Annotated in this window: 12 protein-coding genes; 3 read left to right on the top strand and 9 right to left on the bottom strand. The window is 67.9% G+C overall.

Features of this window, described 5'->3' with window-relative positions; translation table 11 throughout:
• Positions 1-122: 122 nt before the first annotated feature.
• The 6 genes from B6S44_RS10700 to B6S44_RS10675 are packed head-to-tail and all read right to left on the bottom strand — an operon-like array spanning position 123 to position 5,846.
• Positions 123-989 (bottom strand): ABC transporter permease, encoded by an 867-nt coding sequence (locus tag B6S44_RS10700; protein ID WP_129156880.1) that lies wholly within the window; start codon positions 987-989, stop codon positions 123-125.
• Positions 986-1,930 (bottom strand): ABC transporter permease, encoded by a 945-nt coding sequence (locus B6S44_RS10695; protein WP_129156879.1) that lies wholly within the window; start codon positions 1,928-1,930, stop codon positions 986-988. The genes B6S44_RS10700 and B6S44_RS10695 overlap by 4 nt, the downstream gene beginning before the upstream one ends.
• On the bottom strand, positions 1,927-3,057 hold the full coding sequence (locus B6S44_RS10690; RefSeq protein ID WP_129156878.1) for an NAD(P)/FAD-dependent oxidoreductase: 1,131 nt from the start codon (positions 3,055-3,057) through the stop codon (positions 1,927-1,929). The genes B6S44_RS10695 and B6S44_RS10690 overlap by 4 nt, the downstream gene beginning before the upstream one ends.
• Positions 3,054-4,454 carry an FAD/NAD(P)-dependent oxidoreductase gene (locus B6S44_RS10685; protein ID WP_129156877.1) on the bottom strand — a complete coding sequence of 467 codons (1,401 nt, stop codon included), beginning with the start codon at positions 4,452-4,454 and terminating at the stop codon, positions 3,054-3,056. The genes B6S44_RS10690 and B6S44_RS10685 overlap by 4 nt, the downstream gene beginning before the upstream one ends.
• The gene (locus B6S44_RS10680) at positions 4,451-4,747 is read right to left on the bottom strand and encodes a (2Fe-2S)-binding protein (protein ID WP_129156876.1); all 297 of its coding nucleotides are present in this window, start codon (positions 4,745-4,747) and stop codon (positions 4,451-4,453) included. Before B6S44_RS10680 ends, B6S44_RS10685 begins: the two co-directional genes overlap by 4 nt.
• Positions 4,728-5,846, bottom strand: a complete 1,119-nt coding sequence (locus B6S44_RS10675; RefSeq protein ID WP_129156875.1) for an NAD(P)/FAD-dependent oxidoreductase — start codon at positions 5,844-5,846, stop codon at positions 4,728-4,730. The genes B6S44_RS10680 and B6S44_RS10675 overlap by 20 nt, the downstream gene beginning before the upstream one ends.
• Positions 5,847-5,936: 90 nt before the next feature.
• On the opposite strand from B6S44_RS10675, the gene B6S44_RS10670 reads away from it, so the two are divergent.
• The gene (locus B6S44_RS10670; RefSeq protein WP_129156874.1) at positions 5,937-6,860 is read left to right on the top strand and encodes a LysR substrate-binding domain-containing protein; all 924 of its coding nucleotides are present in this window, start codon (positions 5,937-5,939) and stop codon (positions 6,858-6,860) included.
• Here B6S44_RS10670 and B6S44_RS10665 read toward each other — a convergent pair.
• Both B6S44_RS10665 and B6S44_RS10660 read right to left on the bottom strand, forming a co-directional pair.
• On the bottom strand, positions 6,835-8,184 hold the full coding sequence (locus tag B6S44_RS10665; protein WP_129156873.1) for an MmgE/PrpD family protein: 1,350 nt from the start codon (positions 8,182-8,184) through the stop codon (positions 6,835-6,837). The genes B6S44_RS10670 and B6S44_RS10665 overlap by 26 nt on opposite strands.
• Before the next feature lie 21 nt (positions 8,185-8,205).
• Positions 8,206-9,756, bottom strand: a complete 1,551-nt coding sequence (locus B6S44_RS10660) for an ABC transporter substrate-binding protein (RefSeq protein ID WP_129156872.1) — start codon at positions 9,754-9,756, stop codon at positions 8,206-8,208.
• A gap of 262 nt (positions 9,757-10,018) precedes the next feature.
• On the opposite strand from B6S44_RS10660, the gene B6S44_RS10655 reads away from it, so the two are divergent.
• Together B6S44_RS10655 and B6S44_RS10650 are read left to right on the top strand one after the other, a co-directional pair.
• On the top strand, positions 10,019-11,869 hold the full coding sequence (locus B6S44_RS10655) for an ABC transporter ATP-binding protein (RefSeq protein WP_129156871.1): 1,851 nt from the start codon (positions 10,019-10,021) through the stop codon (positions 11,867-11,869).
• A gap of 195 nt (positions 11,870-12,064) precedes the next feature.
• The gene (locus B6S44_RS10650) at positions 12,065-13,399 is read left to right on the top strand and encodes an 8-oxoguanine deaminase (RefSeq protein ID WP_129156870.1); all 1,335 of its coding nucleotides are present in this window, start codon (positions 12,065-12,067) and stop codon (positions 13,397-13,399) included.
• Positions 13,400-13,503: 104 nt separating this feature from the next.
• Here B6S44_RS10650 and B6S44_RS10645 read toward each other — a convergent pair whose 3' ends face one another.
• Positions 13,504-14,271, bottom strand: coding sequence for a pyrimidine 5'-nucleotidase (locus tag B6S44_RS10645; RefSeq protein ID WP_129156869.1), 768 nt, complete (start codon positions 14,269-14,271; stop codon positions 13,504-13,506).
• Positions 14,272-14,446 lie beyond the last annotated feature (175 nt).

Raw genomic sequence — 14,446 nt, 5'->3', positions numbered from 1 at the left:
CTGCGCAGCTTCTGGTAGAGCGCGTCGGTCAGTTCATCGAGCGAAAGGCTGGGGTCGGCTGACGTCATCGCCGCGACGATACCGGCGCAGGTTTTGCGCGGCAACAATGCCGCGGGGCGCTGTCACCTTGCGCGGGAACGGGGATCGGAGGCGTCGCGCAGCGCATCGCCGAGCAGGTTCAGCGCCAGCACCGTGACGAGGATGGCGAGACTCGGGAAAACGGCGAGCCACCAGGCGTCGAGGATGTTCTCGAAGCCCTCGCGGATCATCGCGCCCCAGGTCGGCGCCGGCGGCGGCACGCCGAGCCCGATGAAGCTGAGCGAGGCCTCGGTGCGGATCGCCGATGCCAGCCAGAGCGAGCTCATCACCACCACGTCCGAGATCATGTTCGGCAGGATGTGGCGCGTCATGATCCGGAACGGGCCGCAGCCATAGGAGCGGCTGGCCTCGACGAAATCGCGCTGGCGCAGCGTGATCGTCGGCGCGCGGGCGACGCGGGCGAAGGGCGCGACCTCGGTCACCGCGATGGCGATGATCAGGTTCTCCAAGCTGGCGCCGAGCATGGCGGCGATCATCAGACCGAGCAGCAGGGTCGGGAAGGCGAGCAGCACGTCGAGCACGCCCATGACGAGCTGGTCGAAGACGCCGCCGATATAGCCGGCGAGCACGCCGATCGCGGTGCCGACCAGCATCGCGATCAGGATCGCGACGAAGCCGACGAAGAGCGAGATGCGGGCGCCGTAGATCAGCCGCGAGAGCACGTCGCGGCCGTAGGAATCGGTGCCGAGCCAGAATTCGGCCGAGGGCGGTTCGAGCCGGGCAACGATGTTCTGCTCGAGCGGATCATGCGGCGCGAGCCAGGGCGCGAAGAGCGCGATGAAGACGATCAGCGCCAGCAGGACGAGCCCGACCCAGGCGAGCCGGTTCTGCGTGAAGGCGAGCCAGAGCCCGCCGGGCTGGATCGCGACGGGGGTGTCGGCCGTGCTCATGAGTATTTCACCCTGGGGTCGACGAGGCCGTAGGCGAGGTCGGTCAGCGTGTTCACGACGATCACGCAGATTGCGAAGATGATCATCAGCCCCTGCAGCAGGGTGTAGTCGCGGGCATTGAGCGCGCCGATGATCAGTTTGCCGAGGCCCGGCCGGTTGAAGATGATCTCGGTCAGCACGGAATTACCGATCAGCGTGCCGAAATAGAGCCCCACCACAGTGATGATCGGGATCAGCCCGTTGCGCAGGGCATGGGTGACGACGATCTGGGTCGGGCCGACGCCCTTGGCGCGGGCGGTGCGGATATAGTCCTCGGTCAGCACGCCGAGCATCGCCGCGCGCGTCACCCGCATCACATAGGCGGTCATGATGATGCCGAGATTGAGCGCTGGCAGGGCCAGCGCCCGCATCCGCTCGGCGAAGCTGCCGGCGCCGCTGGTGTTGCCGAGCACCGGAAACCAGCCGAGCTGGATCGAAAACACGATCAGCATCAGGATGCCGGAGACGAAGGCCGGAAAGGACAGGCCGACCAGCGAGACGACACGCGAGACATAGTCGACCCAGCCATTGCGGGCGAGCGCCGCGGCAATGCCGAGCGGCAGGCCGAAGACGAGGCCGATCGCGATGGCGGCGACAGTGAGCTCGATCGTCGAGGGCAGGACGAGCAGCACCTCGCGCATGACGCTGCGGCCGCTCGATAGCGACTGGCCGAAATCGCCGGTGAGGATCTTGCCGAGGAAGCTGAGGTACTGGACGTGGACCGGCTGGTCGAGACCGAGCTTTTCCCGAAGCGCGGCGAGCGAGGCGGCGCTGGCCTGGTCGCCGAGGATGACGGAGGCGGCATCGCCCGGCACGAGGCGCACGAGCACGAAGATCGCCGTCAGCATCACGAACAGTGTGGGGATGGCGAGCAATATGCGCCTGACCAGATAGCCGATCATGCCACCGCCCTTTCCTGCATCAGCCGCGCCGGCGCGAAGGCGGAGATCTCGCGGCGCGTCCGCCCTTCGCAGACGAGCTCTGCCAGGATCGCGCCGACGACCGGGACGAGCTGGAAGCCGTGGCCGGAGAAGCCGAAGGCGTGGACGAGGCCCGGTGCGTTCGGCGACAGGCCGATGACGGGGATATGATCGCGGGTCTCAGCCTCGATACCGGTCCAGCAGCGCGCGATGCGTACGCCCTGGACGGCCGGGAAGAGGTCGCTCGCCGCGCGCGCGCCCCGGGCGAGGTTGCGGAAGTCGACGGTGCTGCGCTCAGCGTCGAGATCGGCCGAGCCTTGCAGGCCACCGCCGATCACCAGCGTGCCCTGGCCCGCCTGCTTGAAGGAGAGCGCACGGCCGACGACGCTGACGACCGGGTCGAGCAGGGGCGCGAGCCGCTCAGTGACGATCATCATCGAGGCGCGAACGCCGAGCGCGATCGCATCGCCGAACAGGGCCGCGAGCCGTCCGGCCCAGGCACCGGCGGCGTTGACCACGTGAGGCGCGCGAAAGCGTCTGATACCGCAGACGAGCAGCCAGTCGCCGCCCCGCCGGTCAATCGCCTCGACGCCGCAGCCCTCGGCGATGACGACGCCTTCGGCCTCGCAGGCACGGCGGAAGGCGGCGATGGTGCGGTGCGGGTCGGCGGCGCCGTCGCGACGCGCCACCAGCGCGCCGACGCAATGCGGGCTGAGCGCCGGCACGAGCCGGCGCAGTTCGGCGGCGTCGATGATCTCTTCATGGCTGTAGCCGAGGGCGCGCGTGCGCGCCTGCCGCTCGATCAAAGCCGGCATTTGTTCGGCCATCTCGGCGACGCGCATCTGGCCATGGGCGTGAAAGCCGCAATCGTCGCCGACGATCGCCTCGATCCTGTGCCACATCGCCATGGCTTCGAGCGAGATCGGGATCTCGGCGATATCGCGGCCGAGAGTCCGGACACCGGCCGCCGTGGCGCCGGAGGCGTGACGGCCGGTCCAGCGCCGCTCGACCAGCGCGACTTTGCGGCCGGCGCGGGCGAGATGCAGCGCGGCGGAGAGCCCGTGCAGGCCGCCGCCGACCACGACGACGTCGAATGCGGCGTCCGTCATGCCGCCGGTTCCTGCTCGTCGAGGCTGGCGAGCTCGCCGAGCGTCACCGGCTTCAGCGGCGGCCGGATCCGGTAGAAGCCGACTTCCTCGACGGAGCGGCCCTGCGCCGCCGCGACGATATGGGCCATGGAGTAGCCGCATTGCCGGCCCTGGCAGGGACCCATTCCGGCGCGGGTGAAGGCCTTGAGCTGGTTGGGGCCGGGTCGCCCCTCGACCGCACGGGCACGCAACTCGCCGGCGGTGACCTCCTCGCAGCGGCAGACCAGCGTCTCGTCCGGCGGTGCATAGAGCTGCGGGCGCGGTGCGTAGAGCGCGTCGAGGAAGGGCCGCAGTGCGAGCGCGCTGGAGAGAGCGGCACGCTCAGGAGCCGCGGCAGCTTCAGCGGTGCCATCGTCGAGCCGGCCGAGCTTCGTCGCGACCCGCAGCGCCGCGAGCCGGCCGCGCGGTTCGGCCGCCTCGGCCCCGCCGATGCCGGCGCCGTCGCCGGCGACGAAGATGTTGGCTTGCGAGGTCTCGCCCCAGCTATCGAGCACCGGCACATAGCAGTGCTGGCCGGCATGCCATTGGACAGTGCAGCCGAGCGCCAGTGGCGCATGGATGTTCGGCACCACGCCCTCATGCACGAGCAGCACCTCAGCGGGAACCTCAAACTCCTGTCCGCTCGCAGCGCAGTAGCGCAGGCGCTGGAGGCGACCTTCGCCTTCGGCGCGCAACTCGGTGACATGGCGAATGATCGGTACGCCGGCGCGACGCAGCGCCAGCGACCAGGACAGGCCCTTGATGAGATCACCCAGGCGTCCGAGGCCCTGCGGCAGATGGCGCAGCGCCGAACCGAGGCGCCCGCGCGGGGTCGTGTCGAGGAAGCCGGCGATGCGGCCACCCGCCGCCAGAAGCTGGGTCATGTAGAGCAGCGGCAGAGGTCCGCAGCCGGCGATCCAGACTGGCTTTTCCGGCACGGAATCGGCTGTCTTCAGCAGGATTTGAGCCGCGCCGACCGTCAGCACGCCCGGCAGCGTCCAGCCGGGGAAGGGCATCGGACGCTCCTGCGCGCCGGTGGCGAGGACGATCGCCTCGGCCGTCACGGCGCGAGCCTTCCCGCCTCGCGTGATGAAGGCGCGGAAGCCCGGCTCGATCTGCCAGAGCTGGCTTGCGGGCTCGTAGTCGGCGCCGCAGGCGCGGAAGGCCGCGGCGCGTTCGGCCCCGGCAAGGTAGCTCTCGCCGAGCCGCTTGGCGCGCGGCGTCGCGGCGACCGTTTCGATGCCGCGCCAGATCTGGCCGCCGGGCGCCGGCTGGTCGTCGACGATGCGGACGGAGAGGCCGTGGCGGCGGGCGGTGACGGCGGCGGCCATGCCGGCCGGGCCGGCGCCGACGATCAGGATGTCGGTGTGATCGCTCATGCCGAGAGGCTCCGGCGGCCCTGCTGGCGGGCGATGCGCATGCCGGCGGCGACCGGGGTCAGGCAGCTCTGGACCGAGCCCTGGCCATCGATCTCGACCAGGCATTCGAAGCAGACGCCCATCATGCAATAGGGCGCGCGCCGGCTCTGCGAGACCGGGGTGGTCCGGCTCCAGCCTTCCTGCTGGCGCAGCAGCACCGCGGCGACGCTTTCGCCGAGCTCGGCAGTGACGGGGCGGCCGTCGATGAAGATGGTGACCGCCTGCGGCCCCGGGTCATGCAGCTTGCGGAACATCGAAACGACTCTGATGGAAGGGAGAAAAGCGCTCGGGCAGGCTGCCTGCGGCGATAGCCGTGGCCAGTTCCTCGGCGTGGAACGCCGCGAGCGTCACGCCGGAATGGCAGAGTGCGACGAAGGCGCCGGGATGGCTCTGCGATTGCGCGTAGATCGGGTAGCTGTCCGGCGTCAGGACACGCAGCCCTGCCCATTGCCTGACGAGTCCGACCTTGGCCAAAGCGGGGACGATCTCCACCGTCTTGCGGCTGAGCCGCGCGGCCGCCTCGCCGGTGGTCGAGACATCGAAGCCCGGATCATCCTTGGTCGCCCCGATCATCACCGTGCCTTCGCCAGTCTGGCGCAGGCCACTCGCCGGTAGCGGCAGAAAGGGTTCGAGCCGCTCGGTGACCAGCACCTGGCCGCGCTCCGGGCGCAGCGGCACGTCGAGCCCGACCTGACTTGCGAGCTCCGGCGAGCCGAGCCCGGCGGCGAGGACGATCCGCGGCGCGACCAGAGATTCGCCGTCGAGCACGAGCCGGAAATCGGTTCCCGCCGGCTCGATCCGCCGGACCCGGGCGCGGTGGCGCAGCGCCCCGCCATGATGCAGGACGCCGGCATGCAGCGCGGCCAGCAGCCGCAAGGGGTTGGCGTGCCCGTCATGTCGCCCGAAGCTGGCGCCGGCGACATCGGGGCCGAGTGTCACCTTCGGCAGCAGGCGCTCCAGCGCCGGGCGGTCGAGCATCTCCCAATCCGGCTCGCTGTCGCCGCGCTGGTTATGGAGGCGCAAGAGGTCGAGCCGGCGCTTCTCGAAGGCCTGCTCACCAAGGCAGAAGGCGAGGCCGCCATTCTGCTCATAGGCGAGAGCGATCGTGGTCTCGGTCTCGAGCTGCTCGGTGAAGCCGCGCCAGAGCGCGATGCTGTCGCGGGTCAGGGCCTGGTAGGCCGGCATGCCCAGGCCCTTGCCCTGCAGCCAGACCAGCCCGAAATTCGCCCGCGCCGCGCGGAAATCGCCATCGTCGCCATCGAGCAGCAGCACATTCTCCTGCTTGCGGACGAGGCCGTAGGCGATGGCGGCGCCGACCGTTCCCCCTCCGATGACGACGATGTCCGGTCGCATGAAAATCCCTCGTTGGCTTTGACGTTAGGGAGCGACATTGTATTTCGTCAAAGTCGTTTTTCTCTCGGCTCTATTCCCTGGGGTTATGCAATGGTGAGACGGCTCAACCTGCGTCAGGTCGAAGCGTTCAAGGCGGTGATCGAGTACGGCACCGTCAGCCGCGCGGCCGAGATGATGAGCGTCTCGCAGCCGGCGATGAGCAAGCTGATCGCGCATCTGGAAGAGGATACGGCCTTGCGCCTCTTCGACCGGGTAAAGGGCCGGCTGGTGGCGACGCGGCGCGGCATGCGGCTCTATGAGGAGATCGACCGGATCTTCGCCGGCGTGCGCCAGGTCGAGAACGCGGTCGAGGCGATCCGGCGCGACGAGCAGAGCCGCCTCTTGATCGGTGTCATGCCGGCGCTCTCCGGCTCCTTCATCCAGGAGGCGACGTCGCGCTTCCTTGCAAGACAGCCGGGCGTGTTTTGCTCGGTCCAGTCGCGCAGCTCGCAATGGATCGCCGATGCCCTCGTCACCCACCGGCTCGATGTCGGATTGATCATCGCCCCTGTCGACAACCCCTATGTCGCCGCCGAGCCGATGATGGGCCATCCGGTGGTCTGCATCCTGCCGCTCGGCCATCCCCTCGCGGCGAAGGAGGTCATCATCCCCGAGGATCTCGCCGGGGTTCCGTTCGTCTCGTTCGACCCGGAGAGCCACACCCATCGCAGCATCAGCCGGGTGCTCGAAGGCCACGGCGTCACGCCCGAAGTCGTCATGGCCGCGAACGTCTCGCCGACCTTGTGCGAGTTCGTCGCCGCCGGCGTCGGTGTCTCGCTGGTGCATCCGCTGATCGTCGGCGGCCTGCGCGACAAGATCGCCATCCGCCGCTTCGAGCCGGAGTTCCAGCTCGACTTCCAGCTCTGCCGCAACCGCGACAGCCGCAATGCCCGATTGGTCGATGCCTTCCTGGCAAGCGCGCGTGAAGCGGCGGTAGAGATCTCGCGGGCTATCCTGACGCCGAATCCAGCCTGATCGTCGCGAGCGCGTAGAGCAGCGGCGCATGGTCGCCGTCGCGCAGCCGGTTGCAGGCGTCGGTGAGTATCTCCTGCTGGGCCGGCGTGGCGACGAAGCGGCTGGCTCGCCGCAGTTTCCCTTCCAGCTCTGCCCAGGAGGACGGCACCCTCGCTTCGCCGCGCGGTGCCGTCACGGGTGAGGTGAGCGTGTTCCCGCCGCTGCGGACGGTCACGCGTGCCAGCGTCTCCGCCGGAAAACGGGCGTCGAGCTCCGGATCGAGGCGCAGCGAGACTGTCCGCGCCAGCGCGACTATACCCGGCCGGCCAATCGCCGAGGGCGTCAACGGCAGCAGGGCGCCGGGCCCGTCGATCGCGACCAGCGCCAGGCAATAGGGGATGCTGAACTGGATGTCGGTGAAGCCGCTTGGCTCCGGCCGGTTGGCGATGCGCAGGGCGCCGGCATAGGTCGCGACCTCGATCGACTCGATGCCATCAGGCGCGAGGTGGTGCTCCGCTACAAGGCCGAGCAGCGCCTCGACCGGCGCATGCACATGCCGGCAGCAGGCGTGGAACTTCGTGTAGTTGCGGGCGATGTAGCGGTGCCGGCCGAGACCGTCTGTGAGCTCCTCCAGCCGGAAGTGCTCGGGCTGGTCGAGCAAGGCGAGCGGGCCGCCATGGCCGGCCTCGGCCAGGAGCAGGGCGTTGACGGCGGTCGCGCTCGACCAGGCGATACCTTCCTTGACGTCGTTGCCTTCCTGGGCTGGAAAGAGCGGGCCCGCGCCGGCATGGAGTTGGTTCGGCGCACTGATGCCGGCGATGGCGAAGGCATGCGCCAGCACGTCCGGCGGCGTTCGCCTGAGAGCGCCCAGTGTAGCGACGACGCCATAGCCCGACCACATCCCGGTATTGGCGTAGAAGCGACGGGAGGCACCAACGGCGACACCCACCTCGTATCCGACCGCGATCGCCCGCAGCAGCTCCTCCGTCGTGGCGCCGATCTCCTCGGCCGCCGCGAGGGCCGCCGGGATGATCGCCGCGCCGGGATGGCCGCGCGCGATGCGATGGCCGTCATCGAGATCGAGCGCCGCTGCGGCGGAGGCGTTGCACCAGACCGCGCCAGCAAGGCCGGCTCGCTGCCCGGTGAACCAGACCGGCAGGTTGCCGCCGGCCATCGTCGCAGAGGCGACCCGCCGGACCGCGCGCGGTCCGGGCGCATCGATGCCGGGAAGCGCCGCGGCGACGAGGTCAAGCATGGCGCGGCATGCGGCGTCGCGTAGATCCTCAGCCAGCTCTTGTTCACGCGCCTCGGCGACATAGGCTGCGAGCCGGCGTACGGTTTCCACGAGCGGACCCTGAGCCAGTGATCAGCGCGGCTTCAGCGTGGTCGCCTCGGTGATCGGCGGGGCGAGGTTGAGCGCGCCTTTGAGCTCATAGCCGAAATCGAGCTTGTCGCTGCGGGCCCAGACCTGGCGCAGCTCGAACAGGGGGATCGCGCAGACATCGTCCATGATCTTGCGTTGCGCCTCCTTCCAGAGCGTCTTCTGGGCCTCGGCGTCGGCTGCGACCCGCGCTTCCTCGATCTCCTTGTCGGCGATGGCGCAGTGCGAGAAGTTCGTGGCGGCGGTCGGCGTGCCGACGGTGGCGCGCGAGTGGAAGAACTCGCTGAGATAGGTGTCGGCGATCGGGAAACGCGCCGCGCCGTAGAAGACGAGACCGCTCAGATCCTTGCGAGTCTGGCTCTGATAGGTCGCGTGGTCGACGACCTGCATCTCGAGCTTGATCCCGGCCTTGGCGAGCTGCGCCTGGATGATCTCCATGAAGGGCTGCTGCGCCGAGATGTTGGAGACGATCGCCTTGACGGTGATGCCGTCCTTGTGGCCGGCCTCGACCAGCAGCGCCTTGGCCCTGGCGACGTCGAAGCCGTAGCGGATCGTGCAATCCTCGCCGAGATAGCCGGGCGGCACGACCGAGCAGCCCCTGGGGCCGACGTCCTTGCCGACATAGCGCACGAGATCGTCGACATTGACCGCGGCGGCGATAGCGCGGCGCACGCGGATGTCGTCGAGCGGCGGCTGGCTGCGGTTGATGTGCAGCAGCCGGTATTCGCCGGGCTGGAAGATCTCGACATTGAAGCCGGGGCGGCGGCGGGCGGAATCGACCCAGCGCTGCTCGCGCTTGCCGTAGAACAGGTCGAGCTCGCCGGAGGTGAAGGCGAGCTCGCGCGCACTGTCGGAGGGGATGGCGCGCATCATGATCGTGTCGATCTTGGGCTTGCCGCGGAAATAATCGGGGTTGGCGGCGAGCTTCACATATTGCTGGGTCACCTGCTCGACGAAGGTGAAGGGGCCGGTGCCGACGGGCTTGGCGCCATAGCGGTCACCCAGTTCCTCACCGGCCTTGCGGCTGACGATGTTGCCGCCATGGTAGTTGGAGACGCGGCCGAGGAAGTTGACGTCCGGGTATTTCAGGGTGATCCGGACGGTGAGGTCGTCGAGCTTCTCGGCCTTGTCGATCGCCGAAAAGTCCGAGGAGAAGGTCGAGCGCTTCGGATCGCCGGCGCGCTGCAGGGAATAGACGACGTCGTCGGCACCGAGCGTGCCCCAGTCGCCATGGAACTTGACGCCCCTGCGTAAGTGGAAGGTCCAGACCTTGCCGTCCGGGGAGGTCTCCCAGCGCTCGGCAAGATCGGGTTCGAGGTCCTTAGGGTCGGCGCTGCCGGGTTTGAAGCGGACGAGGCCGTTATAGAGCCAGCCGACCAGCGCCTTGTCGTCGGTCGCGCTGGCGCGGTGGGCGTCGAGGGTCGAGACATTGCTGGCGCCGGAGCTGACCCTGAGGATGGTTTCCTGGGCGCAGGCCTGCCCTTGGAGGCCCGCGAACAGCATCAGGCCCGCAAGCCCGGCGACATGCGTTTTCATGGTGTGATCCCCTCGATCATTCTTGACGCGATAGTGGGGATCGCCATCCCGGCCTGTCCAAGTCGAAATCAGGGATGAAGTATTCTCTGTGGTTATGGCGTGTGCAAACGGCAGGAGCGCTCAATATTTTATCACGCAGCCTGCTGACATCCGCCGCGCTCTGGTTATTCTGATCCGGCTTTTGAACGCGGCCCACCGGCTGCGGGGTGGGCGTTCGTGCCCGGTCCGCAGCCTCTGATCAGATCGCAATGAAGGACCTGGCATGACCTCTCCGATCCTCTCGGTCTCGAACCTGACGACCTCCTTCCGGGTCGAGGGGCTCTGGAAACCGGTCGTGCGCAACATCTCCTTCGAGATCAAGCCGCAGGAGACTCTGGCGGTGGTCGGCGAGTCCGGCTCCGGCAAGAGCGTGACGGCGCTGTCGATCATGCGGCTGACCCCGCCCAGCTCGAGCAAGATCGAGGGCTCGATCAAGCTCAACGGCAAGGAACTGCTGACCCTGCCGGATGCGCAGATGCGCGAGATCCGCGGCAACGAGATCGCGATGATCTTCCAGGAGCCGATGACCTCGCTCAACCCGGTGCTGACCATCGGCTTCCAGATCGCCGAGGCGCTGATCCTGCATCGCAACATGTCGCGCAGCGAGGCGGAGGCCGAGACGGTGCGTCTGCTGGAGAAGGTCAAGATCCCGGCAGCGAAGTCGCGCTTCCACGAATACCCGCACCGCTTCTCCGGTGGCATGCGCCAGCGCGTGATGATCGCGATGGCGCTGGCCTGCAAGCCCAAGCTCTTGATCGCCGACGAGCCGACGACGGCGCTCGACGTGACGATCCAGGCGCAGATTCTCGAGCTGATCAAGTCGCTGCAGGAGGAGGAGGGCATGTCCGTCCTCTTCATCACCCACGACATGGGCGTCGTCGCCGAGATCGCCGACCGTACCGTCGTGATGTACAATGGCGACGAGATCGAGACCGGCGCGACCGAGGACATCTTCGCCAATCCGCAGAAGCCCTATACCAAGTCGCTGCTCTCGGCCGTGCCGCGGCTGGGCTCGATGGAAGGGCGCAGGCGGCCGATGCGCTTCCCGGTGGTCGACCGTGCGACGGGCCTGTCGGACGTGCCCACCGAGGTGCCCGATACGGTCCAGGCAGCCGAGCGGCCGGTGCTTGAGGTCTCGGGCCTGACGACCCGCTTCGAAATCCGCTCGGGCCTGCTCTCCTCGGTCAAGGGCCGGGTGCATGCGGTCGAGAACGTCTCCTTCAGCCTGAAGGCGGGCGAGACGCTGGCGCTGGTCGGCGAATCCGGCTGCGGCAAGTCGACGACCGGCCGCTCGGTGCTGCGCCTGGTCGAGCCGCTCTCGGGCTCGGTGCTGCTCGACGGCGTCGATGTGTTGAAGCTCGGGCAGAGCGAGTTGCGCGAGCAGCGCAAGCGCATGCAGATGATCTTCCAGGATCCGTTCGCCTCGCTCAATCCGCGGATGAACATCGGCGCGGCCGTGGCCGAGCCGCTGCTGATCAACAATCTCGCCACTCGCTCCGAAGCGCGCGACAAGGTCGCCGACCTGCTGAAGCGCGTCGGCCTGCTGCCTGACATGGCGAGCCGCTTCCCGCACGAGTTCTCGGGCGGCCAACGCCAGCGCATCTGCATCGCCCGCGCGCTCGCGGTCGAGCCGCGCCTGATCGTGGCGGACGAGGCGGTCTCGGCGCTCGACGTGTCGGTCAAGGCGCAGGTGGTCAACCTGATGCTCGATCTGCAGGCCCGCATGGGCCTAGGCTATCTCTTCATCTCGCACGACATGGCGGTGGTCGAGCGCGTCAGCCACCGGGTCGCGGTGATGTATCTCGGCGAGATCGTCGAGATCGGCCCGCGCGAGGCGATCTTCGGCAACCCGCAGCACCCCTATACCAAGCGGCTCTTGGCGGCGGTGCCGATCGCCGATCCGGCCAGGCGCCTGGAGAAGCGCCCGGTCTCGAACGACGAGATCAAGAGCCCGATCCGCCCGGCCGACTACGTCCCGCCGGTGCGCCAGTATCGCGAAGCCTCGCCCGGCCACGCCGTGATGATCTGGGGCGAGGAATGGGAGACCAAGCCGCTGATCGCCAAGGTGGCGTGAGCCGCTCCAGTCCGGCCCGCACAGTTCGCACCGGTCAGCTTGCACTTGGGCTGGCCGGTGACGCGCATGGCAGAGCGGCGATACTCTCCCCCGTCTGACTAGTCCCTTTGATCAACTGGGCCCCAGCTGCGCAGGCTGGCATGCCGAACGATCTCAGCCTATGCCAAGTGCTGAGAATCGTTGATAGAACCAGTCATGCGCATCTGGATCAGGAATCCGCTCGCGATCCTCGCCGAGAACGCCGGCGGCGGGGTCGTGATCGAGGACGGGGTGATCGTCGAGCTGGTCGCGAGCGGTAGCTATCCGGCGCTGCCGGTGACCGAAAGCTTCGACGCCTCCGGCCATGTCGTGTTGCCGGGGCTGATCAACACCCACCACCATTTCTACCAGACGCTGACCCGCGCCCATCCCGCCGCGATCGACCGCGAGCTCTTTCCTTGGCTGAAGGCGCTCTACCCGCTCTGGGCCCGGCTGCGGCCGGAAGACCTGAGGCTCGCGGTGCGCGCCGCGCTGGTCGAGCTCATGCTTTCCGGCTGCACCACGGCGGCCGACCACCATTATCTCTATCCGGCCGGGCTGGAGAACGCCGTCGACATCGCTGTCGAGGAGGCGAGGGCGCTCGGCATCCGCGTCACCATCTCGCGCGGCTCGATGAACCTGTCGCAGAAGGATGGCGGCCTGCCGCCCGACGAAGTGGTGCAGGACGAGGACACGATCCTTGCCGATTGCGAGCGGGTGCTCGGCCTGTTCCATGATCCCAAGCCCGGCAGCATGGTGCAGATCGCGCTTGCGCCCTGTTCGCCCTTCTCGGTGACGCCCTTGCTGATGGCGAGATCGGCCGAGCTCGCGGCCCGCTTCGACGCGCCGTTGCACACCCATCTCGCCGAAACCGAGGACGAGGACGCCTATTGTCTGGAGGTCTATGGCAAGCGCCCGCTCGACTTGCTGGAGGACGTCGGATGGATGCGGCCGAAGACCTGGCTGGCGCACGGCATCCATTTCTCCTGCGAGGAGTGCGAGCGGCTCGGCAAGGCCGGCGTCGGGGTCTGCCATTGCCCGACTTCGAACGGCGTGCTCGCCTCGGGCTTCTGCAAGACGCGCGAGCTCGAGGCGGCGGGCTCAGCCGTAGGCCTCGGCGTCGATGGTTCGGCCAGCAATGACGGCTCGAACCTGATGGAGGAATTGCGCCACGCGCTGCTGGTCAACCGGCTGCACTACAAGAATGCGAGCGCAGTGACGGCGCGCGACACGATCCGCTGGGCGACGGAGGGCTCGGCGCGCTGCTTGGGGCGTGCCGACATCGGCCGGATCGCCATCGGCCTGCAGGGCGATCTTGCTCTCTACAAGCTCGACGAACTGCGCTTCTCAGGTGCGCATGACCCGATCGCGGCGCTGGTCCTGTGCGGCGCGAACCGGGCCGACCGCGTCATGATCGGCGGGCGCTGGCGCGTGATCGACGGTGAGATTCCGGGGCTCGACCTCGCATCCTTGCGCCGCGCCCATGGGCTTGCGGCGGAGCGCTACGGCTAACGTCATTGCGAGCGCAGCGAAGCAATCCAGGGGGATGTAGAGCGCTGCCGCCCCTGGATGCTTCGTCGCTCGCGCTCCTCGCAATGACGGAAAACGGCCTGGTGCTATTCACCTAGGATGCCGGTAACCGGGAGGGTTTCGCTCGGCCGCATCAGCGGCTTCAGGAAGCCGGTCAGATCGTCGGTGACGAAATCGACATGGCCTGCCTCGACCACGGCCTGCTCCCAGGCCTCGCGGAAGGGATCGGGCGTGCGCGGCACGATAAGCACCGTCTTCATGCCGAGCGCGCTCGGCACGAGCAGGTTCTTGTCGATGTCCTCGAACATCGCTGCCCGGGCCGGATCGACCGCATGCTTGGCGAGGAAGTTCTCATAGGTCGCCCGCTCGGGCTTGGGCAGGAAGCCGGCCTCGACGATGTCGAAGATGTCCTCGAAATGATGGAGGATGCCGAGCTTGCCGGCGACATTCTCGGCATGGCCGCGCGAGCCGTTGGTCAGGATCAGCTTGCGGCCTGGCAGGGCAGCGATCGCCGCGCCGAGATCGGGATTGGGGTCGAGCAGCGACAGGTCGATGTCGTGGGCGAAAGCGAGGAAGTCGCTGGGATCGACGCCGTGTTCTTCCATCAAGCCTTTCAGCGTGGTGCCGTAACGCTCGTAATAATAGCGGCGCAGCTCGTGCGAGGAGAGGCCGTCGAGACCGAAGAGCTCGAGCAGGAAGAGGGTGATCCGTTCATTGACCTGGGGCCAGACCTTTGCCTCATGCGAATAGAGCGTGTTGTCGAGGTCGAAGATCCAGTGGTCGACATGGCCGAACGCCGCCTGCTCCGGCAGGAGCGGGATGGCGATGGCTGGAATGGTCGTGTTCTGGTTCATTGGGGCATGTCATGTGGGGGGCACCATCATGACATGCAAGATACTTGCAAAGTCCTTGCGACGACGAGGTCGTCCAGACGAGGGAGCCGCGACGTCCCGCCTTCCCCTCTTCCGGATTCAACTGCGAAAGGCTTATCGCCTGCGCTCCTCCCTTCCCCCTTGTGGGGAAGGGTAA

Origin of the sequence: Allobosea sp. Tri-44, from assembly GCF_004123845.1 — a bacterium.
In the GTDB taxonomy this organism is placed as follows: domain Bacteria; phylum Pseudomonadota; class Alphaproteobacteria; order Rhizobiales; family Beijerinckiaceae; genus Allobosea.
Note: the sequence above shows the minus strand (reverse complement) of the source record. Positions and strands in the feature narration are given on the sequence as shown.